Genomic DNA, 24,435 nt, shown 5'->3' with positions numbered 1-24,435 from the left:
CATGGTAAAATGGGCAGTCAGCATTTTGGTAAATGCATTGTTATTAATCGTCATTGATGGATACATTGACTCCATTCATGTTAGCAGCATTGGGGCAGCGATTATCGCCAGTCTCATTTTATCGATCTTAAACGTGCTGATTAAACCGCTTTTGATTATCTTTACACTGCCGGTCACGATGGTGACGCTTGGTCTCTTCTTGTTTGTGATTAACGCCATCACCCTGATGATGACCGCGTCCATTATGGGTGACAGTTTTCAAATTGACGGCTTCGGCACAGCGATATGGGCATCTGTTATCCTGTCGGTGTTCCACTTGCTGATTCAAAAAGGCATTTTAGAGCCGCTGCGAAAGAAATAAAAAAAGCTGCCATACAGAAGGCAGCTTTTTTTACATGTGGTGTTTTTTTTGTTTTACGCGCTTCTGCGGCGGATACATTTGCGGCAGAAGGCAAAAGCTCAATGCGGCAAATATAAGGCCTAAGAGTCCAAAGGACATGGCAGACGGCATCAGTGTGAGCAGATAGGCGGATATCATCGGACCTGCCGCCATGCCTGTATATCTGATAAAGTTAAAAACTCCGATTGCACTCCCTCTATTGTGTTCAAATTCATTGGTGATCATTGTGGAGTACAAGGGAGGGATGACCCCCATCGAGATGCCAAACAGTGCCAGTGTGAGAGCCATGAGAATGAGAGAAACGGAATGTGTAACGGCGAACAACATGATACTGCAGGCTGCGATTACATTGCTGCCGATAAACAAGGTGCTCAGCGCGATTTTTGCCTGTATTTTTTTAAACAGAAACGTACCGGCAATCGTGCTTAGCGCCAGTGGCAAATATAACAATCCTGCTATGCTCACATCAATATGATAGTGCTCCGTCAGCAATATCGGGAGGTAGACGATCACCGCAAAATAAATGAAAAAGAGGACAAAACTTAAGGTCAAAATGACGTTTCCTGTTCGATTTGTAAATATTGATTTGTAATGAGCGAACACATTGCCTTGGGCTTGCTGCTTAGATCCAGCGGGAGAGTCCTTAGGAAAGATGATGCTGTTTGTCACCAGCATAACGACAGAGATGGCCGTAAGCATCCAAAAGATCCCTTCGTACCCGGCTGCTCCGCCTATGAATCCCCCGAGAACGGGTGCGATAGCCGGCGCGGCGGACAGGAGCATTTGATATGTTCCCATTGCACTCCCGCGGTCACTGCCTGTAAACAGCTGTCCGATCGTTGTGGCAGCAATAAGAGGCAGTGCTGCAGATCCCGCAGCCTGTATCATTCTGAATATCAGAAATAAAGTAAAGTCAGTGGTTACCGCACAGCCGATGCTGGCAGCTGCCGTTGCCATAATTCCGGCAATCAAGACAAACCGCTCGCCTTTAAAATCGATGATGGTCCCTAATATAATTTGCATAATCGCTGTCACAATCATAAAAACTGAGACTGACAGGTTTACCATTGCTGCGGAAACATGGAATGATTCTTTAATAATCGGGATAATAGGTGAATAAATGTTTTGGCTTAAAGATGCAAAAAATGCGCTGAAGCAAACAATGTATAAGATCAATACCGCCTTTGATTTTGTTTGAGTCATAAGTGTACACCGCCTTTTTGTTTACTTTACAGGTTTGTCCGGAGTCTCATCGTTTTGTTCTGCTTCAAGTGTAGATGTCAGCTGCTCTAGAAATTTCAATACAGCATTTTGTTCGTCTTGTGAAAATGAATCGAGGAATTGGTAAAAAGCCAGCTCCTTTTTTTTATGCAATTTCTCATGCAAGTCGAAAATCCGTCTGCCTTTACGAGTTAATTTGAAATACACTTCTTTTTTGTTATCTGTCAGCTGATAGCTGTTAATGAATTCTTCCTTGATCAGTTTTGTGCTGATTTTCGTTACATTCGCTTTCGATAAGTTCATTTTTCTGGCGATTCCCGCATTGTTAATGGGTTCATGCTGGCCGATACAGTCAATGACATGAATGCTTGTCATGTTTTTAGGGATATCGATCACATCCTCCTCTGCGGCCTCCTTAAAAAATTGCTGAAGTGAAGTATTCGCTTTTTGTTCATTAAGGTGCAGCAGTCTCACATATATGTCGTATATCATCTGCTTCGTCAAATCAGACATAGGCTACCTTCTTTCTTAGGAATAATAGTTTACGATGAAACAATAAACAATATTGTTTACCGGTGAACAATATTATTTTATCTTTTCTTGTTTTCGTTGTCAATTGCTGGTGTTTAAGCTTTATTTGGTGTTGTGTCATGCTGAATATGAGTGTAAAAAGTGTGTGAAAAATGTGACATTTACATTTATTTTCAAATATTTGGGTACAGATTATATTGACGGGTAGAGGAATAAGGGATAAAATGACTAATGTTTACTAGTAAACATTAATTATGATATGCACCTTGAAAAATGAACATAGAAGTTTGAATCTTAACATAATTCGCTTGGTAACTTTAAGTGCTGCCTGCCATTCGTCTTGTTCAGTTGTGCCAGTTGTTCCAATTCTTTATGAGGGTGATGACTTAAAGCGGGATAAGTTTTTTAGGGGTGAATGAGATGACCGAAATGGCGACGGAAAGAAAGCCTATAGATTTTACTGCTGAGCCACTGACACAAAATTGCAGAGAAATATTTGAACGGCGCCAGCATGTTTTGGTGGGGATCAGCCCATTTAACAGCAGGTTTTCTGAAGATTATATTTACAGATTGATTGGATGGGCGACAGCTGAATTTAAAAGCGTTTCCGTTTTGCTTGCGGGGCATGAGGCGGCTAACCTTCTTGAAGCGCTCGGCACTCCCAGAGGCAAGGCTGAACGAAAGGTAAGGAAAGAGGTATCGCGAAACAGGAGATTTGCAGAAAGGGCTCTTGCGGCTCATGGCGGGGACACGAAGGCGATTCATACATTTTCTGATTTCACGGAAAACAAAGCCTATCAGCTGATGAGACAAGAAGTTGAACATGCGTTTTTTGAGCAGCCACATTTTCGGCATGCTTGTTTGGACATGTCTCATGAAGCGATTATCGGGCGTGCACGCGGAATCAGTTTGATGATGGAAGAAGTCAGTGAGGATATGCTGAATTTGGCTGTGGAATATGTCATTGCTGAGCTGCCGTTTTTTATCGGAGCTCCGGATATTCTTGAGGTGGAAGAGACGCTCCTTGCTTATCATCGTCCGTGGAAGCTGGGTGAGAAGATCAGTAACCATGAATTTTCTATTCGTATGCGGCCGAATCAAGGGTATCTCATTGTGCAAGAAATGGCGCAGATGCTTTCTGAAACACGGATCACATCTGAAGGATGATAGGGGGAGTTAACATGAATCAATCCATTAAATTGTTTAGCGTGCTTTCTGATCAATTTCAAGAAAATCCATATGCTTATTTTTCACAGCTGCGGGAGGAAGATCCTGTTCATTATGAAGAGTCGATAGACAGCTATTTTATCAGCCGCTATCACGATGTCCGCTATATCCTTCAGCATCCTGATATTTTCACGACAAAATCACTTGTTCAGCGTGCTGAACCGGTCATGCGCGGCCCTGTGCTGGCCCAAATGCATGGGAAAGAACACTCCGCTAAAAGAAGAATTGTAGTGAGAAGCTTTGTAGGGGACGCATTGGATCATCTGTCTCCATTGATTAAACAAAATGCAGAAAACTTGTTAGCACCTTATCTTGAAAGAGGAAGAATCGATCTCGTCAATGATTTTGGAAAGACGTTTGCAGTGTGTGTCACGATGGACATGCTCGGGCTGGATAAAAGAGATCATGAAAAAATCGCTGAGTGGCACAGCGGGGTTGCCGATTTTATTACGAGTATCTCTCAGACTCCAGAAGCGCGGGCGCATTCTTTATGGTGCAGCGAACAGCTTTCTCAATACTTGATGCCGGTCATCGAAGAACGCCGCGTCAATCCGGGATCTGATTTAATTTCCATCCTATGTACTTCTGAATATGAAGGCATGGCGATGTCGGACAAGGATATACTGGCACTGATACTCAATGTGCTGTTAGCCGCAACGGAACCGGCAGATAAGACGCTGGCACTGATGATTTATCATTTGCTCAACAATCCCGAGCAGATGAATGATGTTTTGGCTGACCGTTCGTTAGTGCCAAGAGCCATTGCGGAGACGTTGCGGTATAAACCGCCGGTTCAGCTGATTCCGCGGCAGCTGTCCCAAGATACGGTGGTCGGCGGTATGGAAATCAAAAAAGATACGATTGTTTTTTGTATGATCGGAGCGGCTAACCGGGACCCTGAAGCGTTTGAACGTCCTGACGTGTTTTATATTCATCGGGAAGATCTCGGCATCAAGAGCGCTTTTAGCGGCGCCGCCCGGCATCTCGCTTTCGGATCAGGCATCCATAACTGTGTAGGAGCAGCTTTTGCCAAAACCGAAATCGAGATTGTAGCCAATATTGTGCTGGATAAGATGCGGAATATCAGATTAGAGGAAGGTTTTCGTTATGCTGAGTCCGGTCTGTATACACGCGGACCTGTCTCACTTCACGTTGCGTTTGACAGGGCGTAATAAGATTTCAAAGGTCTCTCCCATGCGGGGGAGGCTTTTTTTACATATGTTTTACCCACAAGTTGAAAAACGCAGTCACTGTTTTTAAATCATCAATTGAAAATTCATTGAAGAGCTGTTTGTATTGCTCCTTTGCTTTCTCATGAAGCTGTTCATGTAATGCCGCCAGTTCTCTGCCGCTTTCAGTTAGCGTATAAAAAATTTCTTTTTTGTTGCCGGGCTTTTTTGTCACTGTGATGATATTGTGTTTCAACAAAGCTTGAACTGCTTTTGAAACAGCGGCTTTTGAAATATGTAAGCGGGATGCTAAGAAGCTGTTGTTCACATTTTGGCTGGTATGTATACAGGAAACAATGTGAAGCTGGGTCAATGTCCATTCTTTTCTGAGATGTTCGAGATGTTCTGAGGACATGTCGCGGGATGGTATCTGTACCTTTTGCATGACACGTTTATCCCTTTTTAAAGCGAATTGTTGTATAGCTTGAATTAATTCATCATGAATACTGTTGTCCATCAATTTGCCTCTCTGATTTAATTGTTAACTGGTTAACTATCCTTAGTTTACTGGGTAATAGTGGAATCTTCAAGAGGCAGACGCTTTTTTGTTCTTTATGCACAAAAATGAACTCATAAGCTTCCCTGTTCAGACGCAAAATACATGAAAAGGGAGGTGTTTTGATGAGGAAATACACTGTTATTGCTTCTTTATTCTTGTCTTTTCTTTCAGTTTTGTCTGGCGGCCATCATGAACCGAAAGCTTTTCCTGTTATAAATCAGGAACCATTCCAAACGCCTCATTACATACCCTTGCTTGAAAATCCTCCTCAAATCGATGTGAAAGCTGAAATGAAAAGCAATCTGATGATTGAGGCTCAAGTGCGTGACAATGAGTATCAAGCATTTTCTGCCTTTCTGTTTTATAAACAAAGTAATGAGCTGGGCTACAAAATGGTGCCGATGGATCCGACACCTGGAGCGGTCCGCAAGTTTTTCGCGCAAATTCCGAAACGATTGATTTGGAACAGCGAGCTTGAGTATTACATTGTGGTTTCCAATGGGAAGCAGCGGGTCGAGTCGGAGATGAAGAAACTGAAGCTCGAAGGATATCAGGCTGATCTTGCCCATATCCCGGAGCTTCTGATCACAGAACTAGCGGTTGATACAAAGAACATTGGACGTGCAGACGGTTATGAATTTATTGAGATTTATAATACGACTGACAGAACGATTGATTTTAAAGACTATCACATCCGTTACCGCTATCCGAAAGAAGGGCCTGACTCCGATCTGATTTGGAGACCGGAAAAAAAGATCACGATTCCATCCGGTGAAACGTTTGTGTTTTGGCTGAAGCCTGCCGGACATCCAGAATTGACGGCGGAGGATTTCAATCGATATTATCAGACACAATTAACGGAAGGGAAAAATCTTGCGGTGATAGAAGAGACAGAGGGCATGGCCAATACCAGACCGCGTGCAGCCGTGATATCAACGAATACAGGAAAAGATATTTCGGTTGCACATTATCGGAAACATGCGCTGCGCCGGCTGTCGTCTGTGCTTTACAAGTATCCGATGGACGGTACCGCAGAACTTCTCAATATTTCAATCGGAGAAAAGAATCCGTCCCCCGGAACTGTATTACAGGCGCAGGTGCCTGAGCAGAAACGAAAAATCAAGCTTGATAAAGAAAAACCAGTCATTGAGGATTTGACTGACCGCAAGCCTGTCCGTCCTGCTGAAAGCATTGAGCTGCGTGCTGACATACGGGATCGCAGTCTTGTGAAAACGGCGGCTTTCTACTATCGGACAGATGAAAACAAACCGTTTAAGCGCATTTTCGCTGAAAAAGACCGCAACGACAATCTCTATCATTATATTGTGTATTCGCCTGAACTGATCGGGAAGGATCAGCTTGAGTATTACGTGACTGCAGGGGACGGGATCAATGAAGCAAGAACCCCGGTCAAAATGATTGATATTAAACAAACAAGCAAGTCGCACGGTTTGCGGATGAATATTGAAAACAGAGATACGCTATCGGGAACTCAGTTTCTAAAAGCGACGACAGACGGGCGCACTGACAGCATTAGGCTGTGGATTGACGGAAAAAAACAAGTGACAGAGCCCGCTATGGAAAAAGAAGTGTATTTTGCGTTCGATACGAGAAAAACGAATCTTTACTTTAAAAACGCGGTAACGATGGAAGGCAAAGTATTAAAGGTGTTCGATGATACGACAAATAAATACCGCACCTATTCTGTTCCATTGCCGGAGACGCTGCTTCGCAAAGGGAAGCAGCTGCAGCATATTACGATACGATCAGGTTCAAAGGTATCGCCGTTTGATACGGCTGAAAACCGTGATGATTTCTTAGTCAAAAACGCCCGACTGGTGTTATCGGATGGTACGGTGATCAGGGATCAGAGGGTTTCTCCTGAGAAGGAACTCTTTATTGGAGATAATCAGCGCTCGAATAAAAGCTGGCAATTTCAATTCAATCTGCCTGACGGACTGTTTACGTCACAGCTGCTGGAGTGGGATACATCAAAGCTTTCTGAAGGGGTTCACCATATTCAAGCGAGCGACGGCAAGGAAAATGTAAGCTTGGTTGTGCGGGTAGATAATTCAGGGCCTCACATTGAGCCGAATATCACCGAGGGACAAACGTACAAAGGAAACCTCATCCTGCAGGCGGATATGTATGATAAATGGAGCAAAATTGAGGAAGTGAAGGCGTCTTTAGATGGTGAAAGCATTACACTCCCATACCATACGTCATCTTCTGAACTTTTGCCGGGAAAACATTCGCTAAAAGTGACAGCAACGGATCTCGCGGGCAATAAAACAGTCATTGAGCGGACGTTTAAAACAGAACGAGAGCATCCAGATCAGCCGGAGGTCATAGACAGCGAAGCCGACACGCATAGGGCTAAGCTTTCTGTGCGGGTGAAGGATCCGACGAATGACGCCATGGATGTCGCTTTTTATAGAGGATTTCAATATACAGCGCGAAACAATGTGAAAATATTCAAGCATGCGTCACTGACTGAGCCGCCGAAAAGCTTTGTGCCGGAAAGCGAGACCCCATTTACGAATAAAGAATTGGAGAGGGTATCTGCTGCTGACGGAAAAACAGTATCGACAGAAAAGAAGGAACTTTTCCCTTATCATCGCTTTGAAGTGGCGGTTGATCCGTCAGTTGATGAGAATGACTTGGCGGAAGCAGTCTGGAAGGGAAGTTCTTTGCCGGGGAGAAAGGTGACGATGTATGTTTGGAATTATCGGACAAACGAGTGGCAGCCGGTTGACAGCTTTGTTGCAAAGAATGACAAACCGTTTATGCTGAAGGCGTCTGTGATCGCCTCCGATTTTGTACGGAAGTCGAAGATGAATGTGATCGTACAGGATGAAATTCCTCCTGCGAAGGATATGTACACATTTGTCTGGATGTCCGATACACAGTATTACGCCGAAAGCTATCCGCATATTTTTGATAAACAAACTGCATGGATAAAAGATAATCAAAAGCAACTCAATATCAAATATGTGTTTCACACGGGTGATATTGTAGATGATTCAGCTGATATCAGACAGTGGAAAAACGCGAATCGGTCAATGTCCGTTCTGGATAAAAGCGGGATTCCTTACGGCGTGCTGGCCGGTAACCACGATGTCGGGCATAAGGACGGCTCCTACAGGGCGTTTGGCAAATACTTTGGCAGTGATCGTTTTGATAAAAAATTGCATTATGGCGGTTCCTATAAAAATAACCGAGGGCATTACGACCTGATTTCAAGCAACGGCAATGATTACATCATGCTATACATGGGATGGGGCATTACCAATGAAGACATCGCATGGATGAATCAGGTACTGAAGAAGCACCCTGACCGGATGGCTGTTTTAGCTTTTCATGAGTATTTGCTGGTCAGCGGAAACAGAAGCCCGATCGGAGAGAAAATATTTAAAAAAGTCGTGAAGACGAATCCGAATGTCGTGATGGTGTTAAGCGGACATTATCATAGTGCGATGAGAAAAACTGATGAGCTTGATGATGATGGTGATGGAAAACCGGATCGCCTCGTGCATCAAATGCTGGCCGATTATCAGGGCGGGCCAGAAGGCGGGCAAGGGTATTTGCGTTTGCTGCAATTTGACCAGGCGAATGATATGGTGCATGTGTCGACGTACTCTCCGCATTTACAAGATAAAAACTACTATGATGCGGATACCCACGGTGACAAGGATGAGTTTTCTCTTTCGCTTGATTTGAAGCCGAGGATCAAAAAGGTGGAAACCGATTATTTTGAGTGTAATGTATATACCAATGAAGAGCTCGGAAAACGGGAGCAAGTAAAGAGCGGGGATACTGCTGAATTCCGCTGGGATCATCTCGAGCCGCATTCTGTTTATTATTGGTACATCATTGTAGAAGACAGTTTTAACGGCAAAACGAAATCACCGATCTGGAAGTTCAAGACGAAAAAAGAGACATATCGTCCGGCGCCAGACCAGTTAGATTTTCGCCATGTCTCCAATCCTTAAAAAGGATTGGAGGTTTTTTTATGAAAGCCGATCCATATAGTGGACAAATGTATAACGGTCGCCTCTGTATACAGATTTGGCATGTTCAAAAGCAGTTCCGTTCTGTAAATATGTTGTTCGTTTGATTAACAGGACAGGCGCCCCCTTTTGAATGCCGAGAATGCTTGCTTCTTGAGATGTTGCAGCGCTTGGTTCAAGCTCCTGTTTTGCACTGGAAATCGGTATGCTGTTGTACCTTTCAATATGCTCGTAAATCGAAGACTGAAAATGCGATTCATTTAATTCACCCGCAAGCTCAAACGGAATATGCGAGGATTCGATCGCCATCGGAATATCATTTGCCAGTCGCACCCGAGTGACTTGATGGATAGGGGAGGGGTGCCCGCAACCTAATATAGCGGCGAGCCCCTCCGTTGAATCAATAAGCTTGTAGTCAATGAGCCTGCTGCCCGGTGTCATCCCGCGGCTTTTCATATCCTCGGTAAAGCTTGTCAGCCCTTGGAGTGCTTGTTCCATTTTTGGCTTGCTGACAAAGGTTCCCCGCCCTTTAAGGCGATAGAGAAAGCCTTCATTGACTAAATTAGAAAGAGCCTGGCGAACCGTCATCCGGCTGATCCCAAATTGTTCGGCATATTCACGCTCAGAGGGAAGAGGCATATCCGGCAGCAGCTCTCCGCTCTTTATTTGCGCTTTTAATTGTTCCATAATCTGATAATAAATCGGAATAGGCGATTGTTTATCGATCTTCATAAGTCAGCATGTTCCTTTCAAGGTCTTAATGCCGCTGCTTCACGATCAATCAAAACCGTTACATCGGAATGCAGGTGCAAAGCAGATGCAGGGAAATCTTCACTTATGTCTCCTTCTAACAGCTTTTTCACTGCTTCTGCCTTGCTTTTGCCGGAAATAAGCAGCAGAATGCGCTTGCTTGTGAGAATCGTCTGGATTCCCATTGTGAGCGCTTTTTTTGGCACACTGTCTATTGAAGGAAAATATCTGGCATTCGCCTGGCGGGTTTGTTCATTTAAGGTCACAACGTGTGTCCGCGACTTGAAAGGCGTTCCCGGTTCGTTAAAGCCGATATGTCCGTTTCGGCCGATGCCGAGAAGCTGAATGTCAGTGCCGCCGAGGGATTCGACTACTTGTTCGTACCGTCTGCATTCGGCTTCCAGGTCGTCTGCATTTCCATTCGGGATAAAATGCCGGTTTGGAAGGCTATCGATATGCTGAAAAAAACGATGATTCATATAGAAGTGATAGCTGTTCGGGTCATCGCTTGAAAGTCCGGCGTATTCATCCAAATTAACCGTGGTGACGTTTTGAAATGAGAGATTCTCAGTTTGGTGCAGGCGGATCAGCTCGCGATACGTGCCTTCCGGTGTGCCGCCTGTCGCTAAACCGAGAACGGCGTCAGGTTTTTCCTTGATTGTGTCTGCCGCTATTTTGGCTGCTTTTTGGCTTAGCTCTTCATATGTTTGACATTCTATTACTTTCATATCTGGTCAGCCTCCTTGGATATAAATGCAATGTTTCCGCGGCAAATGGTGAGAATCACCTCGCAATCACTGCTGACAATGACAAGATCCGCATCTTTTCCCTCTGTCACACTGCCTTTTCGGTCAAAGATGCCCAGCTGTTTGGCCGCGTTTGCAGAAGTTATATTAGCTATATCCGTCCAAGAACAATTTGTAAACTCACGCATATGCCGTGCGCCTTCGTTCATTTTGAGGATCGAACCGGCAAGTGTTCCGTCTGAAAGAAGAGCTGTTTTTCCTCTTACCGTCACACTTTGGCCGCCGAACTCATATACGCCGTCTTTCAGGCCTTTTGCCCTCATTGAATCGGTAATTAAAATGAGCTTGGTGCTGCCTTTTGCCAAGAAAGCAAGCTTTGCCGCTAAAGGATGGGAGTGGATGCCGTCGGCAATAAGCTCTGCCATAAACCCATCATGGGCAAGTGCCGTTCCGATCACTCCGGGCTCTCGGTGATGAAACGGGCTCATCGCGTTGTAAAGATGGGTCATATGGCTCGCGCCTGCTTTCGCGGCCTCCGACAGTAATGCGGAGTCGGCATCTGTGTGCCCCATCGACGCGATAATCGATTCGTCTTTCAAATAGCGGATTAGTTCAAAATGCTGGTCCTCTTCGGGCGCGAGTGTGACAATTTTGATCAGTCCGCCCGCCTCCTGCTGCCACTTTTTGAAAAGCGCAACATCCGAAGGCCTGATCCATTCCTTTGGCTGCGCCCCGGCTCTTTTAGGTGAAACAAAGGGGCCCTCTAAATGAATGCCGAGCAGTTCCGCACCTAATAAAGAGGATTCCTCAGCTGCTTTCCAATCTTTTGCATTTACCAAAGCTTGAGAAATGTGCCCATGTTCCTGAGTAATCGTTGTTGCCAAAAAGCTCGTCGTGCCTTCTTCGGGCAGCCTTGACGACATGGTGTCGAGGGCTGAAAAGCTTGAATCCATTGTATCTGCGCCATAGCCGCCGTGAATATGAATGTCAATCATCCCGGGAAGCAAAACGGAATCTGCCGGTGCTTGAATCTCTTTTGAATAAGACTCTTTAGGACGTTCTGTTGAGATTGTGCTGATTTTTCCTTCATTGATTCCGACATAGCCATTTTTGATTACTTCGTTTTCTGTCACGATCGCGATGCCTTTGATAAGAAGACTTTCTGCCATAGGTGATCCGCCTTTCTGGAATATGAATACATTTATTTTACCCCTTTTCAGACTAGTGATCTAGACCAGCTAAGGCGTTTTCCTGTCTTTTATAAAATCTGTTTTAGGTTCAAGCCCGAAAGTGATAAAATGAAATTATTGTGAGCAAGCTCGGGGCAGCCCGGAACAGGAGGAACATATCGTGGCAAAGGTTCGCACAAAAGACGTAATGGAACAGTTCAATTTGGAATTAATCAGCGGAGAAGAAGGAGTTAACCGCCCGATTACAATGAGTGACTTATCAAGACCAGGCATTGAAATTGCCGGATATTTTACATATTACCCGAGAGAGCGCGTGCAGCTTCTCGGAAAAACGGAGCTTTCTTTCTTTGAACAGCTGCCGGAAGAGGATAAAAAGCAGCGAATGGATTCTCTGTGCACGGATGTAACACCAGCTATTATTCTTTCTAGAGATATGCCTATCCCGCAGGAGCTGATTGACGCTTCTGAGAAAAACGGCGTGCCTGTCCTCAGATCGCCGCTGAAAACGACAAGGCTGTCAAGCCGGTTGACCAACTTCCTTGAGAGCAGACTTGCGCCAACCACAGCCATTCACGGTGTGCTTGTGGATATATACGGTGTCGGCGTATTGATCACAGGAAAGAGCGGCGTCGGGAAAAGTGAAACCGCGCTGGAGCTTGTGAAAAGGGGGCACCGCCTTGTCGCCGATGATTGTGTTGAAATTCGGCAGGAAGATCAGGATACCCTTGTCGGAAACGCTCCTGAATTAATTGAGCATCTCCTTGAAATCAGAGGGCTTGGCATTATCAACGTGATGACGCTGTTTGGTGCCGGTGCGGTCAGAAGCAATAAACGGATTACGATTGTCATGAATCTTGAACTTTGGGAGCAGGGCAAGCAATACGACCGTCTCGGGCTTGAGGAAGAAACCATGAAAATCATTGATACAGAAATTACAAAACTGACGATTCCTGTCCGTCCGGGCCGAAATCTCGCAGTCATCATCGAAGTGGCAGCAATGAACTTCAGATTGAAGCGGATGGGGCTGAACGCCGCTGAGCAATTTACCAATAAGCTGGCGGATGTCATTGAAGACAGTGAACAAGACGAATAGGAGTTGGCGTTAAATGAATGAAGCGATAGAACCACTTAATCCGATAGCGTTTCAGCTAGGGCCGTTGGCCGTCCATTGGTACGGAATCATTATCGGTCTCGGCGCTTTGCTTGGGCTTTGGATTGCGATGAGGGAAAGTGAGAAACGGGGGCTGCAGAAAGATACGTTTATCGATCTTGTCCTGTTTGCCATTCCGATTGCGATTATTTGCGCACGAATTTATTACGTTGCATTTGAATGGGATTATTATGCGGCACATCCCGGAGAAATCATTAAGATTTGGAAAGGCGGCATTGCCATTCACGGCGGATTGATCGGCGCCATTTTAACAGGTTATGTGTTTTCGAGAGTGAAAAACCTTTCGTTCTGGAAGCTTGCGGATATTGCCGCGCCAAGCATTTTACTCGGCCAGGCGATCGGCCGCTGGGGAAACTTCATGAATCAGGAAGCGCACGGTGAGGCAGTCAGCAGAGCCTTTTTAGAAAGCCTGCACCTGCCTGAATTTATTATCAATCAAATGTACATTGATGGACAATATTATCACCCTACTTTTTTATATGAATCACTATGGAGCTTTGTCGGCGTCATCATTTTGCTGTTCTTGCGCAAAGCAAATTTGCGTAGAGGCGAGATGTTCTTGATCTATATCATTTGGTATTCAATCGGACGATACTTTATTGAAGGAATGCGGACTGACAGCTTAATGCTGACTGATGCACTTCGCATCGCTCAGGTGATTTCAATCGTATTGATTGTTTTGGCTGTGGCAGCCATCATCTTCAGACGCGTCAAGGGATACTCGAAGGAGCGGTACGCAGAGTAGACGTCAACAAAGGGGGATGAGGGATGAAGAAGATCTTTATGGCCGGTCTAACGGCGGGGCTTCAAACAACATGGACACTCGGTAAAGTCATTTTCCCGGTAACACTATTGGTCACTTTGCTTCAGCATACACCTGTCATGGATTGGCTTGTACGGCTGATCACACCAGTTATGGGCCTGTTCGGGCTTTCGGGTGAAGCGGCCATTCCGCTTGTACTGGGAAATATGCTGAATCTGTATGCAGGAATTGCCGGAATTTTGACATTGGATTTATCTGTGAAGGAAGTCTTTATTTTAGCTGTAATGCTTTCATTCTGTCATAACTTGATTATCGAATCGACAGTTGCCGCAAAGGTTGGTATCAGAATTGGCGTTATTTTGGCGGTGCGCATCGGTTTGGCCGCTGTGTCAGCGATCGTCATCAACCTCATCTGGCATGGCGGACAGGAAACGGCGCAGTACGGTTTTATCACCGCGAAGAGTGCGGCCCCTGACGGCTGGCTGGCAATGCTGGCCGAAGCTTTAACGAAAGCTGGACTTGGTATTTTGCAGCTGGCGGCAATAGTGATCCCGCTGATGATCATCATTCAGTTTTTAAGAGATTTAGGCTGGCTGCATCGGTTTTCGAGGTGGCTGTCTCCGTTTACGCAGCTGCTTGGCATGAATAAAAATACGTCCATGACAATGGTGGCGGGACTGACGATCGGTCTGGCCTACGGAGCGGGTGTTATGATCAAAGCTGTCGAGGACGACGGCGTGAGCAGACGGGATATGACATTGGCATTTATTTTTCTCGTTGCCTGCCACGCGGTGGTGGAAGATACACTTGTCTTTATTCCGCTCGGCATACCGGTCTGGCCTCTTCTTCTGATTCGTGTCACCACCGCAGTGCTGCTGACAATGGCTATTGCGCACACATGGAAAAAATGGAAACCCTCAGCGGTTGGAAAGGAAGCAATATGAGTGACAAACGAGTAACGACGATTCTGTTTGATTTAGACGGAACTCTTATTAATACGAATGAATTAATTATCGCGTCCTTTTTGCATACACTGGAGCATTATTACCCGAGCAAGTATAAACGAGAAGACGTTCTTGCGTTTATCGGGCCGTCTCTTTTTGACACATTCTCCTCGATGGACGCTGATAAATGCGATGATATGATCGCCATGTACAGAGCGTACAATCATGACATGCATGATACACTCGTGACTGAATATGAAACGGTGTATGAAACCCTGGATGCATTAAAAAAAGCCGGCTTTAAATTAGGGATTGTGACAACGAAATTAAGAGATACTGTCAATATGGGCCTCAAGCTGACGGGAATCGGCGAATTCTTTGAAACGGTCGTTACCCTTGATGATGTGACGATGGCAAAGCCTGATCCCGAGCCTGTGCTTTTAGCGCTGAAACAGCTGGGAAGCGAGCCGGCGGAAGCCATTATGGTCGGAGATAATTACCATGATGTGCTGTCAGGGAAAAACGCCGGGACAAAAACGGCTGGAGTCGCATGGACGATTAAAGGGCCGGAAACACTGGCGAAGCATGAGCCTGATTATATGCTTGAGAAAATGAGTGATCTATTACAAATCGTTGGAGTGAAGTAATCTGTGAGAAAAACAGATCGTCATCCGGTCTCGGGGGCTAACTCACTATGGCATGTCTATCAAACGGTGCCTTTTTTAAAGGTTGTCAAAAATTTTATTGTCATTCAAATTGCGAGATATACACCGTTTATAGGGATGAAAAACTGGCTGTACCGTACATTTCTGCGGATGAAGGTTGGAAAGCAGACTTCCTTTGCCCTCATGGTGATGCCGGATATTATGTTTCCGGAAAAGATCTCAGTCGGAACAAATACAATCATCGGGTACAATACGACCATTTTGGCCCATGAGTATTTGATTCAAGAATACCGGATCGGCAAAGTCCTGATCGGAGACGAAGTGATGATCGGTGCCAACACGACTATTCTGCCCGGTGTGGAAATAGGGGATGGCGCAGTTGTGTCCGCCGGAACACTTGTCCATAAAGATGTGCCTGCCGGGGCTTTTGTCGGCGGAAATCCGATGAGGATCATCTATACAAAGGAAGAATTGCAAGAAAGATGGAAAAAGCCCGCTGAATAAACATCAGCGGACTTTTTTTATATTCAAAATTGAGTATTATTGTTTTCGTAAATATGCTGAACGCCAATCCATTTTTGGCCGACATTGGAGTAGCGTGTATTTGTCATTCTAACCGTGCTTGTTTTGCTGTCTGTCCGGATATCGCTTCTTTCATGTTCGTGATGGTGCACTTGTCAATGATCACATCAACGTGGAAGGTTGAACCGCCAAGCTGTCTAATGAACTTTCCGCCAGTGTCCGCAGTGAAGTTTTTCACTGTGAATGTGCTGGCTTTATTGATTTGGAAAATCTTATCTGACGCTTTTTGGGCAGAGCCGCCGTCGATGGTCACTTTTCCTTCCTTCTTCACCGTTAACGCATCCTCGCCAACATCTTCCCACTTCACATTCTGAATGTTAACGTTTCCATAAGTGTGCACGCCATCAGCAGCAGGTGTGCCGAGCACCACATTTTTCAGAGTTGCTCCATCCTCTACACGAAAAACAGGTTCCTGATTTTCGGACTGGCTTCCGTCACCTAATTCTTTCCCTGCTACAAACCGCTGTCCCTTCCCGTCATATGTTGTATTTTTTGGTACGATAATTGTTTCGTGCACCACTTTGTCAGCTGCAAAAGCAGTTGATGACTGAAACTGGCTGAAACCCATAACCAAACTGAACATAAATAGGATAGACACGATTTTTTTCAATGATAAAATCCTCCCCGGATCGCTTTAATTTTTGTAAGAGAAGCTTCAGCGTCTTGCGCCGGCTTCTCTCACATAGATCGGGGCAAGGCTGAATCTGCTTTAATCATAAAAACAGACAGCCTGAAAGTAAAGATAATGTTGGATGGTAACTGGAAAATGAATCGATATTACCGATTGAAACAAAAAGCGTGAATATTGTCGTATTTGCTCAGGATAGAGCATACTATTGTGAAAACGAACGGTTGTCAGCTGTTTACTTTTGAATCACAACGGCCTGGCTGCCCATCTGTTCCCACGCTTTTTCAAAGCTGGCTCTGTCGGTTTTTCTGTTTTTATAGCCATACGGATCATTGAGATAGACATATTTTGCATCATATCCCGTGACGGCGACGCTGTGTTCACTGTACGTAATGTCAATCGTTCCGTTTGGTGTTTTCCATGTCTGCATGTTGTCAACTGGCGTAAAGTTGGAGGTTGTGATGACCCAAACAGGATTGCCTTTCTCAAGCTGTTCATAAACAGCAGAAATGCTTTTTCCAGTCAGGTCAGACACTTTGTCTCCGGCATAGGTTTTCGCCAGCTGATAGATCGGTCCATGATAGACACCGAGACCCGGTCCATTCGCCATATCCCCGACAAATCCGTCATTCGGATCACCTTTTAATCCGCTGCTGTATGTCAAAGGCACTGTGGCTATCTGGTTAGCCAGTGTGTTTTTTGTCACGCTGTATCCCGCGTAATTCAGCACCATCGCAAGACTTGTTACTTCACAGCCATTATAGAGCCGAGGCGCGTCCATCTGATTGTAAAGGACGACATCCAGTGGTTCTGCGCTTCCCTTCAGCTCCTTTTTGCTGTTCGCGGCTGTGCCCGTATTGCTATCAGAAACCACTTTTTTAAGGCTGTTCAAAAAAGGAATATCTATATCTTTTGCATCTATTTTAAGTCCGAAAAAAATAACGCCTGAAAGAATGATCAGTACACATAGAGTTCGCAGTGTTTTCATCTTTATCTCCTTGTTCTCTATTTGATTTGTATTATAGCATGCCAAACATAAAGAATTTGAGATATTACGTACCTTTAATCATTTATTCATGATTTTTTCATAATTGGGAGGAGGATATCTGAACTAAAAATATCTTGACTGAAGTTAAGCATTGATTTTCATTCTTTCATCTGCTAACATATTATCATATTAGCGAACTAAAGGATTCGGAATTTTCCTTCAAACAATGCAACGGAGGTGCTCGGGTTGATGTTTATGTTTGAGAAACCGCACGGCATGAGAGATACACTGCCCGGTTTATACGAAACGAAAAAAAAGGTGAGACAATCGTTAACCGATTTGATAGATAAATGGGGATATCAATTTATGGAAACGCCGACACTGGAGTTTTACGATACCGTTGGCGTACAGTCAGCGATTGAAGAGCAGCAGCTGTTTAAGCTTCTTGATCAGGACGGCAAGACATTGGTGCTTCGCCCAGATATGACAGGACCGATTGCAAGGGTGGCGGCATCAAAGCTTCTGAAACACGATCATCCGCTCAGAGTCGGCTATGCGGCAAATGTATTCAGGGCTCAGGAACGCGAAGGCGGACGTCCCGCCGAATTCGAGCAGGTCGGAGTGGAATTAATCGGTGACGGCACGACAAGCGCTGATGCGGAGGTCATTGCATTAGTAATCGGTGCGTTAAAAAGCGCCGGGCTTGCTTCCTTTAAAATTGCCATCGGCCACGCCGGTATTGCGGATGCCCTGTTTGTTGAGGTACTCGGAAACGTTGAACGCGCTGATGTGCTGCGGAGGTTTTTATACGAGAAGAACTACGTCGGCTACAGAGAACATGTCAAGTCTCTCCCGCTTTCCTCCATTGATAAAAGCAGGCTGCTTGAGCTTCTTGAACTGCGGGGCGGCATAGAAGTTTGCGGACGTGCTGAGGAAATCGTCGATTCTGCACAAGGAAAAAGCGTGGTTGATGAGCTGAAGGCGCTGTGGGACATTCTTGAGGATTACGGATGTACGGAAAATGTCCGCCTTGATCTGAATATGGTTAGCCACATGAGCTATTACACAGGGATTTTAATTGAAGTGTACGCCGAAAATGTCGGCTTTGTCATTGGAAGCGGCGGCCGTTATAACAAGCTTCTGGGTCATTTTGATTCACCCGCGCCTGCAACTGGCTTCGGGCTTCGGATCGACCGGCTGATTGAAGCGCTTCATTTGAAAGACGAACCTTGTGACATTGACGCTGTTATTTTCAGCAAAGAGCAGCGGGCGCAAGCCATCGCTTATGCGAATGAAGAACGTATGAAAGGGAACAAAGTGGTTCTTCAAGATTTATCGGGAATTGAAAATATCGATCAGATGACAAAATCTTTTGCAAACGTCACCTATTTTATCGGTGCCAGAAAGGAAGAGCAAAATGGGTAAGTTACTCACAATGGCGATGCCAAAGGGCCGGATATTTGAAGAAGCGGCAGGGCTGCTGCGGCAGGCTGGCTACAAGCTCCCTGAGGAGTTTGACGACTCGAGAAAACTGATCATCGATGTGCCTGAGGAAAATCTCCGTTTTATATTAGCTAAGCCGATGGACGTGACCACATATGTGGAGCATGGCGTGGCAGACGTCGGAATTGCAGGCAAGGATGTCATGCTGGAGGAGGAACGCGATGTGTATGAGGTGCTGGATTTGAACATCAGCAAATGCCACTTGGCAGTCGCCGGACTTCCGAATACAGACTGGAGCGGCGTAGCGCCAAGGATCGCGACAAAGTATCCGAATGTGGCTTCCAGTTATTTCAGAGAGCAGGGAGAACAAGTCGAAATCATTAAGCTCAACGGTTCAATTGAGCTGGCACCGCTTATTGGGCTTGCGGACCGAATTGTGGACATCGTTTCCACGGGACAGACGCTGAGAGAAAACGGGCTTGTTGAAACAGAGCACATTTGCGACATTACTTCCCGATTTATCGTCAACCCGGTAAGCTATCGCATGAAAGACGATGTGATTGACGAAATGGCATCCCGCTTATCTCTCGTAGTGGAAGGAGAAACGGCAAAATGAAGATCAAAACCATCAGCGGCGCTGAACGGCTTTCTCTGAAGCGGTCCATAGATGCCGGAACGGAAGAGCAAAGAAAAGCGGTTCGATCTATTATTGAAGATGTCAAAGCAAACGGTGATCAGGCGGTCCGCAGCTATACGGCGAGATTTGACGGCATCGAAATAGACAGCCCGCTGGTCACAAAAGAAGAAATTGAGGAAGCATACACCTTACTGGATTCACAGCTGCTTCAGGTGATTAGGCAGGCAATCGAAAATATTAGGGAATATCATGAAAGACAGCTGCAATCCTCATGGTTTTATCACAGAAAGGACGGCACAATGCTGGGGCAGAAAGTGACGGCGCTTGATTCCGCCGGCGTATATGTGCCAGGGGGAACGGCTGCATATCCTTCATCTGTTTTGATGAATGTCATTCCGGCGCTGACAGCCGGTGTGGATAGAATCGTTCTTGTGACGCCTCCGGGAAGAGACGGACAGCTATCTCCAGGGGTTTTAGTCGCTGCTGCTGAGCTGGGCATAAAAGATATTTACAAAATGGGCGGCGCTCAGGCGGTTGCGGCGCTGGCGTACGGAACCGAAACCATTGAGCCGGTAGACAAAATCACAGGTCCGGGAAACATTTATGTCGCGCTGGCCAAACGAGAGGTATTCGGCGATGTCGATATTGATATGATTGCCGGACCGAGTGAAATCGTTGTGCTGGCTGATGAAACAGCGATTCCGAGCGAAATTGCAGCCGACCTGCTGTCACAGGCGGAACACGATAAGCTCAGTTCGTGTGTGTTTGTCACAGATTCCATGGAGCTGGCCGAGGCGGTTTCAGCAGAGGTGAAGGAGCGGCTGAAAACCTTGCCGCGAAGAGAAATAGCGGACGCTTCAGTGAGTGATTACGGTTGTATCTATGTGGCGGAAACAATGGATGAAGCGATTGACACTGTCAATACGCTTGCACCGGAGCATTTAGAAATCATCACACAGTCTCCCGAAGCTTTGCTTGGCAGAATCAAACATGCGGGTGCAATTTTCCTAGGCAGATATAGCCCTGAGCCTGTCGGAGATTATTTTGCCGGACCGAATCACGTGCTTCCGACAAATGGGACAGCGAGATTTTCAAGTCCATTAAACGTAACGGATTTTCAAAAGAAATCGAGCATTATTTCTTACAGCCAATCAGCCTTTGAAGAACATGCCGAAAGCATCGCGGCTTTTGCCAGACTTGAAGGATTAGAAGCCCATGCCAGATCAATCGAAGCGAGAGAACGGAGGAATTCAAAATGAGAAAAGCGGAACGCGCAAGAAAAACAAACGAAACAGATATTGAGCTGGCATTCGCAATAGACGGTGAGGGACAAGTTGATATCAAAACAGACGTACCGTTTATGACGCATATGCTGGATTTATTCACGAAACACGGGCAATTCGATCTTTCGATTAACGCAAAAGGCGATGTTGATATAGATGATCACCACACGACTGAGGATATCGGCATCTGCTTAGGGCAGGCGCTGCTAGAAGCTTTGGGCGATAAAAAAGGAATCAAACGCTACGGATCGGCGTTTGTGCCGATGGACGAGGCGCTTGCTCAAGTCGTCATAGATTTAAGCAATCGGCCGCACTTGGAAATGCGCGCAGACTTCCCATCATCTAAAGTCGGCACATTCGATACGGAGCTTGTACATGAATTTTTGTGGAAGCTGGCGCTTGAAGCACGGATGAACCTGCACGTCATCGTTCATTATGGCACAAACACCCACCATATGATTGAAGCTGTTTTTAAAGCGCTTGGACGTGCGCTTGATGAAGCGACTACGATCGATCCGCGTGTTAAAGGGATACCATCAACGAAAGGGATGCTGTAAATGATCGGCGTGATAGATTACGGAATGGGCAATTTATACAGTGTCTCAAAGGCGCTTGAGCGTGTCGGCGTGCCGTATTTTGTTTCTGAAAAGCCGGAGGAGCTGAAAGAAGCTGATGCCTTCATTTTGCCGGGAGTCGGTTCATTTGGAGACGCGATGGACAATTTGCACAACGCGAAGCTCGATCAATTGATTCGCGATATGGTCTCAGAAGGAAGACTGCTTATCGGGATCTGCCTCGGCATGCAGCTTTTATTTGATCAAAGCGAAGAAAACGGGACCGCGTCAGGCCTTGGGCTGTTAAAAGGAAAAGCAGTCAGACTGAAAGCAGAAGATGAGGAAGGAAACAAGCTGAAGGTTCCGCATATGGGCTGGAATCGCCTTTCCTTTCATAACGAATCTCCGCTGCTGGCTGAAACAGAAGAAGGCTACGCTTATTTCGTGCATTCGTATTATATTGACGGGATGGAGGAGAACGCGCTTCTGGCAAGCGCTGATTATGGTGTGCGAGTGCCTGCTGTAGTCGGAAAAGGGAACGTCTTCGGCGCCCAATTTCATCCGGAAAAAAGCAGCACGGTCGGAATGTCCATCCTAACCCAATTCACGAAAATGGCAGCAGAACAGAAGGTGAAAAAATGAGTGCTTTTACATTATATCCGGCAATTGATATGAGAAACGGCAAATGTGTCCGCCTTGTTCAAGGAGATTATAGTAAGGAAACGATATACGGCGATTCACCATACGACATGGCCTCGTTATTTGCGAGTGAGGGTGCCGAATGGATCCATCTCGTTGATCTTGACGGCGCAAAAGAAGGAAAAAGAGTAAATGACCGTCATGTGATCGAAATTTCGCAAAAGCTGGATCTGAAAGTGGAAATCGGCGGCGGGATCCGTTCCGAAAGTGACGTCTATGAATACTTATCAGCAGGAGTCGATCGAGTAATCCTGGGAAGTTCAGCTGTTTCTAACCCTCCGTTTGTAAAAAAAATGCTGAAACAATATGGCGAGAAAATTGCAATCGGACTGGACGCGAGAAACGGCTTTGTTTCAACTGAGGGATGGCTGGAAACATCAACCCTTAAGGCAGCTGAACTAGGCAAAGAGCTTGCCAATGAAGGAGCTGAAGTTTTTATTTTTACTGACATTGCGACAGACGGAATGCTGTCAGGCCCCAATATTGAAAGCACGGTCGAGCTTGCTAAGGAAACGGGGAAATCTGTGATTGCTTCCGGCGGAGTCAGTTCCGTCGCGGATCTCGAAGCCCTCGCCCGCTGTCAGGCGGACGGCGTTTCTGGAGCGATCATCGGAAAAGCGCTGTATACCAATCAGTTTACGCTGAACGAGGCGCTTGAAAGGGTGAAACGCAAATGATCACAAAACGGATTATTCTATGTCTTGATGTCAAAGAAGGACGCGTTGTCAAAGGAATTCAATTTCTCGAATTAAAAGATGCCGGTGACCCTGTTGAATTGGCGGAAGTGTATGACCAAGAAGGCGCGGATGAACTGGTTTTTCTCGATATTTCCGCCTCGCATGAAGGACGAAAAACGATGGTTGACGTGGTGGAGCAGGTTGCCGCGAAGCTTGCGATTCCGTTTACAGTCGGCGGCGGCATCAATCAGCTCAGCGATATGAAAACGATTCTGCGTGCCGGCGCAGATAAAGTTTCTGTGAACACGGCAGCTGTTCTCCGGCCTGAGCTGATTACGGAAGGAGCCGAGTTTTTCGGTTCGCAATGCATCGTACTTGCCATCGATGCCAAGTATGACCAGGAATCTGGCACATATAAGGTCTACACGCACGGCGGCAGAAAGAAAACAGATTGGGAAGTCACAGCATGGGCAAAAGAAGGCGTCAAACGCGGCGCAGGAGAAATATTGCTGACAAGCATGGACTCTGACGGTGAGAAAAAAGGCTTTGATCACAGGCTGACAAAGCTTGTTTCTGAAACTGTCCCCGTACCTGTTATCGCCTCGGGAGGAGCGGGAAACGCGCAGCATATGCTTGAGGCTTTTACAAAAGGAGAAGCCGACGCTGCGCTGGCCGCCTCTATTTTTCATTATAAAGAAACATCAATGAAAGAAGTGAAATCATACTTGAAAGAGCACGGGGTGAATGTGAGATGAAACAGGCAGATGAACTGCGTTTTAATGAGGATGGATTAATTCCTGCCATCGTGCAGGATGCGGCAAGCAAAGAAGTGCTGACACTTGCCTATATGAACAAGGAATCGTACGAAAAAACGCTAGAAACGAAGGAAACATGGTTTTACAGCCGCTCACGCCAAGCGTTATGGCATAAAGGAGAAACCTCAGGGAACACGCAAGCCGTTAAGGGTATTCGGTATGACTGCGACCAAGACGCGCTGATCGTGCTCGTAGAACCGTCCGGACCGGCATGCCACACTGGCAGCTACAGCTGTTTTACAAAGGAACAAACAGAAGAACAGGCTGCGGGCCGATTCGACATCATTAACGAGCTGGAGCGCGTTATCGCGGAACGCCAAGCGGAAATGCCTGAAGGAGCTTACACCACTTACCTTTTCCGAGAAGGCGTCGATAAGATTTTGAAAAAAGTTGGAGAAGAAGCATCCGAAGTCATCATCGCCGCGAAAAACCGAGACCACGAGGAACTCAAATGGGAAGCGGCAGACCTGCTGTATCACCTGCTTGTCCTGCTCAGAGAACAAGCACTGCCGCTGGATGATGTGCTTGACGTATTGAAGAAACGACATTCTGAAAAATAAGAGTAAAGAGCCGTTATCATACGGCTCTTTTTGTTTTGTGAAAAAAGTAATAGGTATTTAGGTGTGCATAAGGTGTTTTGCATGATTAGTTAATAAAAGGAGAGTAAAACCAAGTCGGATTTCCTATTTATCCAAATTCCGCCATGTTGTAACATGGAAAAGGATAAATTAATCACTCATTAACCAGGTCAATAGAATTATTTTTAGAGTAAAAATAGAATAC

24 protein-coding genes and 1 pseudogene are annotated in these 24,435 nt (G+C 45.9%); 17 read left to right on the top strand and 8 right to left on the bottom strand.

Going from position 1 to position 24,435, the window contains the following annotated elements:
- Position 1: 1 nt before the first annotated feature.
- Complete coding sequence (locus GYO_RS39880; protein ID WP_003219771.1) at positions 2-361, top strand: phage holin family protein; 360 nt, start codon at positions 2-4, stop codon at positions 359-361.
- A gap of 30 nt (positions 362-391) precedes the next feature.
- Here GYO_RS39880 and GYO_RS39875 read toward each other — a convergent pair whose 3' ends face one another.
- Positions 392-1,603, bottom strand: a complete 1,212-nt coding sequence (locus tag GYO_RS39875; protein ID WP_014115316.1) for an MFS transporter — start codon at positions 1,601-1,603, stop codon at positions 392-394.
- A gap of 21 nt (positions 1,604-1,624) precedes the next feature.
- Positions 1,625-2,134 (bottom strand): pulcherriminic acid biosynthesis transcriptional regulator PchR, encoded by a 510-nt coding sequence (pchR, locus tag GYO_RS39870; RefSeq protein ID WP_014115315.1) that lies wholly within the window; start codon positions 2,132-2,134, stop codon positions 1,625-1,627.
- A 438-nt stretch (positions 2,135-2,572) separates the two neighbouring features.
- On the opposite strand from pchR, the gene pchC reads away from it, so the two are divergent.
- Both pchC and cypX read left to right on the top strand, forming a co-directional pair.
- On the top strand, positions 2,573-3,319 hold the full coding sequence (pchC, locus tag GYO_RS39865; RefSeq protein WP_014115313.1) for a cyclo(L-leucyl-L-leucyl) synthase: 747 nt from the start codon (positions 2,573-2,575) through the stop codon (positions 3,317-3,319).
- Between the two features lie 14 nt (positions 3,320-3,333).
- Positions 3,334-4,551: a pulcherriminic acid synthase gene (gene cypX / locus GYO_RS39860; protein WP_014115312.1), complete on the top strand. Its 1,218-nt coding sequence runs from the start codon at positions 3,334-3,336 to the stop codon at positions 4,549-4,551.
- Positions 4,552-4,591: 40 nt separating this feature from the next.
- Here cypX and GYO_RS39855 read toward each other — a convergent pair whose 3' ends face one another.
- Complete coding sequence (locus GYO_RS39855) at positions 4,592-5,065, bottom strand: MarR family transcriptional regulator (protein WP_014115311.1); 474 nt, start codon at positions 5,063-5,065, stop codon at positions 4,592-4,594.
- A gap of 164 nt (positions 5,066-5,229) precedes the next feature.
- On the opposite strand from GYO_RS39855, the gene GYO_RS39850 reads away from it, so the two are divergent.
- On the top strand, positions 5,230-9,099 hold the full coding sequence (locus tag GYO_RS39850) for a lamin tail domain-containing metallophosphoesterase family protein (protein ID WP_014115310.1): 3,870 nt from the start codon (positions 5,230-5,232) through the stop codon (positions 9,097-9,099).
- 18 nt (positions 9,100-9,117) lie between these two features.
- Here GYO_RS39850 and nagR read toward each other — a convergent pair whose 3' ends face one another.
- The 3 genes from nagR to nagA are packed head-to-tail and all read right to left on the bottom strand — an operon-like array spanning position 9,118 to position 11,782.
- Positions 9,118-9,849 (bottom strand): N-acetylglucosamine utilization transcriptional regulator NagR, encoded by a 732-nt coding sequence (gene nagR, locus GYO_RS39845; RefSeq protein WP_014115309.1) that lies wholly within the window; start codon positions 9,847-9,849, stop codon positions 9,118-9,120.
- Positions 9,850-9,866: 17 nt separating this feature from the next.
- Positions 9,867-10,595: a glucosamine-6-phosphate deaminase gene (gene nagB / locus GYO_RS39840; RefSeq protein ID WP_014115308.1), complete on the bottom strand. Its 729-nt coding sequence runs from the start codon at positions 10,593-10,595 to the stop codon at positions 9,867-9,869.
- Entirely contained in the window at positions 10,592-11,782 is a 1,191-nt protein-coding gene (nagA, locus tag GYO_RS39835; RefSeq protein WP_014115307.1) for an N-acetylglucosamine-6-phosphate deacetylase, read from the bottom strand. The genes nagB and nagA overlap by 4 nt, the downstream gene beginning before the upstream one ends.
- A gap of 181 nt (positions 11,783-11,963) precedes the next feature.
- Here nagA and hprK point away from each other — a divergent pair, with 181 nt between their 5' ends.
- From hprK to GYO_RS39810, 5 genes are read left to right on the top strand one after another with little or no spacing between them, the layout of a single operon-like run.
- Positions 11,964-12,896 carry an HPr(Ser) kinase/phosphatase gene (gene hprK / locus GYO_RS39830; protein ID WP_014115306.1) on the top strand — a complete coding sequence of 311 codons (933 nt, stop codon included), beginning with the start codon at positions 11,964-11,966 and terminating at the stop codon, positions 12,894-12,896.
- Positions 12,897-12,909: 13 nt separating this feature from the next.
- Positions 12,910-13,719, top strand: coding sequence for a prolipoprotein diacylglyceryl transferase (gene lgt, locus GYO_RS39825; RefSeq protein ID WP_014115305.1), 810 nt, complete (start codon positions 12,910-12,912; stop codon positions 13,717-13,719).
- A gap of 23 nt (positions 13,720-13,742) precedes the next feature.
- On the top strand, positions 13,743-14,681 hold the full coding sequence (locus GYO_RS39820; protein WP_014115304.1) for a nucleoside recognition domain-containing protein: 939 nt from the start codon (positions 13,743-13,745) through the stop codon (positions 14,679-14,681).
- A complete protein-coding gene (gene ppaX / locus GYO_RS39815) occupies positions 14,678-15,328 on the top strand; it encodes a pyrophosphatase PpaX (RefSeq protein WP_014115303.1) in 651 nt (216 codons plus the stop codon). Before GYO_RS39820 ends, ppaX begins: the two co-directional genes overlap by 4 nt.
- Before the next feature lie 3 nt (positions 15,329-15,331).
- The gene (locus tag GYO_RS39810) at positions 15,332-15,850 is read left to right on the top strand and encodes an acyltransferase (protein WP_014115302.1); all 519 of its coding nucleotides are present in this window, start codon (positions 15,332-15,334) and stop codon (positions 15,848-15,850) included.
- A 23-nt stretch (positions 15,851-15,873) separates the two neighbouring features.
- Here GYO_RS39810 and pelC read toward each other — a convergent pair.
- Both pelC and GYO_RS39800 read right to left on the bottom strand, forming a co-directional pair.
- Positions 15,874-16,538: pseudogene (pelC, locus tag GYO_RS39805) on the bottom strand (pectate/pectin lyase PelC).
- A 253-nt stretch (positions 16,539-16,791) separates the two neighbouring features.
- On the bottom strand, positions 16,792-17,544 hold the full coding sequence (locus GYO_RS39800; protein ID WP_014115300.1) for a C39 family peptidase: 753 nt from the start codon (positions 17,542-17,544) through the stop codon (positions 16,792-16,794).
- Positions 17,545-17,793: 249 nt separating this feature from the next.
- Here GYO_RS39800 and GYO_RS39795 point away from each other — a divergent pair, with 249 nt between their 5' ends.
- From GYO_RS39795 to hisIE, 8 genes are read left to right on the top strand one after another with little or no spacing between them, the layout of a single operon-like run.
- The gene (locus GYO_RS39795; RefSeq protein ID WP_014115299.1) at positions 17,794-18,969 is read left to right on the top strand and encodes an ATP phosphoribosyltransferase regulatory subunit; all 1,176 of its coding nucleotides are present in this window, start codon (positions 17,794-17,796) and stop codon (positions 18,967-18,969) included.
- Complete coding sequence (gene hisG / locus GYO_RS39790) at positions 18,962-19,603, top strand: ATP phosphoribosyltransferase (protein ID WP_041521078.1); 642 nt, start codon at positions 18,962-18,964, stop codon at positions 19,601-19,603. Before GYO_RS39795 ends, hisG begins: the two co-directional genes overlap by 8 nt.
- Positions 19,600-20,883 carry a histidinol dehydrogenase gene (hisD, locus tag GYO_RS39785; RefSeq protein WP_014115297.1) on the top strand — a complete coding sequence of 428 codons (1,284 nt, stop codon included), beginning with the start codon at positions 19,600-19,602 and terminating at the stop codon, positions 20,881-20,883. Before hisG ends, hisD begins: the two co-directional genes overlap by 4 nt.
- Positions 20,880-21,464: an imidazoleglycerol-phosphate dehydratase HisB gene (gene hisB / locus GYO_RS39780; protein ID WP_014115296.1), complete on the top strand. Its 585-nt coding sequence runs from the start codon at positions 20,880-20,882 to the stop codon at positions 21,462-21,464. The genes hisD and hisB overlap by 4 nt, the downstream gene beginning before the upstream one ends.
- Entirely contained in the window at positions 21,465-22,103 is a 639-nt protein-coding gene (gene hisH / locus GYO_RS39775; protein WP_014115295.1) for an imidazole glycerol phosphate synthase subunit HisH, read from the top strand.
- Complete coding sequence (gene hisA, locus GYO_RS39770; RefSeq protein WP_014115294.1) at positions 22,100-22,837, top strand: 1-(5-phosphoribosyl)-5-[(5-phosphoribosylamino)methylideneamino]imidazole-4-carboxamide isomerase; 738 nt, start codon at positions 22,100-22,102, stop codon at positions 22,835-22,837. Before hisH ends, hisA begins: the two co-directional genes overlap by 4 nt.
- Positions 22,834-23,592, top strand: coding sequence for an imidazole glycerol phosphate synthase subunit HisF (hisF, locus tag GYO_RS39765; RefSeq protein WP_014115293.1), 759 nt, complete (start codon positions 22,834-22,836; stop codon positions 23,590-23,592). Before hisA ends, hisF begins: the two co-directional genes overlap by 4 nt.
- Positions 23,589-24,212 (top strand): bifunctional phosphoribosyl-AMP cyclohydrolase/phosphoribosyl-ATP diphosphatase HisIE, encoded by a 624-nt coding sequence (hisIE, locus tag GYO_RS39760; RefSeq protein ID WP_014115292.1) that lies wholly within the window; start codon positions 23,589-23,591, stop codon positions 24,210-24,212. Before hisF ends, hisIE begins: the two co-directional genes overlap by 4 nt.
- The last annotated feature ends 223 nt before the right edge of the window (positions 24,213-24,435 follow it).

This window comes from Bacillus spizizenii TU-B-10 (genome assembly GCF_000227465.1).
Lineage (GTDB): Bacteria > Bacillota > Bacilli > Bacillales > Bacillaceae > Bacillus > Bacillus spizizenii.
This window is presented reverse-complemented; position numbering and strand designations above follow the sequence as displayed.

Excerpts from the sequence above, each read along its gene's own strand:
- GYO_RS39880 (WP_003219771.1), top strand. The coding sequence starts at position 2 with ATGGTAAAATGGGCAGTCAGCATTTTGGTAAATGCATTGTTATTAATC.
- GYO_RS39875 (WP_014115316.1), bottom strand. The coding sequence starts at position 1,603 with ATGACTCAAACAAAATCAAAGGCGGTATTGATCTTATACATTGTTTGC.
- pchR (WP_014115315.1), bottom strand. The coding sequence starts at position 2,134 with ATGTCTGATTTGACGAAGCAGATGATATACGACATATATGTGAGACTG.
- pchC (WP_014115313.1), top strand. The coding sequence starts at position 2,573 with ATGACCGAAATGGCGACGGAAAGAAAGCCTATAGATTTTACTGCTGAG.
- cypX (WP_014115312.1), top strand. The coding sequence starts at position 3,334 with ATGAATCAATCCATTAAATTGTTTAGCGTGCTTTCTGATCAATTTCAA.
- GYO_RS39855 (WP_014115311.1), bottom strand. The coding sequence starts at position 5,065 with ATGGACAACAGTATTCATGATGAATTAATTCAAGCTATACAACAATTC.
- GYO_RS39850 (WP_014115310.1), top strand. The coding sequence starts at position 5,230 with ATGAGGAAATACACTGTTATTGCTTCTTTATTCTTGTCTTTTCTTTCA.
- nagR (WP_014115309.1), bottom strand. The coding sequence starts at position 9,849 with ATGAAGATCGATAAACAATCGCCTATTCCGATTTATTATCAGATTATG.
- nagB (WP_014115308.1), bottom strand. The coding sequence starts at position 10,595 with ATGAAAGTAATAGAATGTCAAACATATGAAGAGCTAAGCCAAAAAGCA.
- nagA (WP_014115307.1), bottom strand. The coding sequence starts at position 11,782 with ATGGCAGAAAGTCTTCTTATCAAAGGCATCGCGATCGTGACAGAAAAC.
- lgt (WP_014115305.1), top strand. The coding sequence starts at position 12,910 with ATGAATGAAGCGATAGAACCACTTAATCCGATAGCGTTTCAGCTAGGG.
- GYO_RS39820 (WP_014115304.1), top strand. The coding sequence starts at position 13,743 with ATGAAGAAGATCTTTATGGCCGGTCTAACGGCGGGGCTTCAAACAACA.
- ppaX (WP_014115303.1), top strand. The coding sequence starts at position 14,678 with ATGAGTGACAAACGAGTAACGACGATTCTGTTTGATTTAGACGGAACT.
- GYO_RS39800 (WP_014115300.1), bottom strand. The coding sequence starts at position 17,544 with ATGAAAACACTGCGAACTCTATGTGTACTGATCATTCTTTCAGGCGTT.
- GYO_RS39795 (WP_014115299.1), top strand. The coding sequence starts at position 17,794 with ATGTTTATGTTTGAGAAACCGCACGGCATGAGAGATACACTGCCCGGT.
- hisG (WP_041521078.1), top strand. The coding sequence starts at position 18,962 with ATGGGTAAGTTACTCACAATGGCGATGCCAAAGGGCCGGATATTTGAA.
- hisD (WP_014115297.1), top strand. The coding sequence starts at position 19,600 with ATGAAGATCAAAACCATCAGCGGCGCTGAACGGCTTTCTCTGAAGCGG.
- hisB (WP_014115296.1), top strand. The coding sequence starts at position 20,880 with ATGAGAAAAGCGGAACGCGCAAGAAAAACAAACGAAACAGATATTGAG.
- hisH (WP_014115295.1), top strand. The coding sequence starts at position 21,465 with ATGATCGGCGTGATAGATTACGGAATGGGCAATTTATACAGTGTCTCA.
- hisA (WP_014115294.1), top strand. The coding sequence starts at position 22,100 with ATGAGTGCTTTTACATTATATCCGGCAATTGATATGAGAAACGGCAAA.
- hisF (WP_014115293.1), top strand. The coding sequence starts at position 22,834 with ATGATCACAAAACGGATTATTCTATGTCTTGATGTCAAAGAAGGACGC.
- hisIE (WP_014115292.1), top strand. The coding sequence starts at position 23,589 with ATGAAACAGGCAGATGAACTGCGTTTTAATGAGGATGGATTAATTCCT.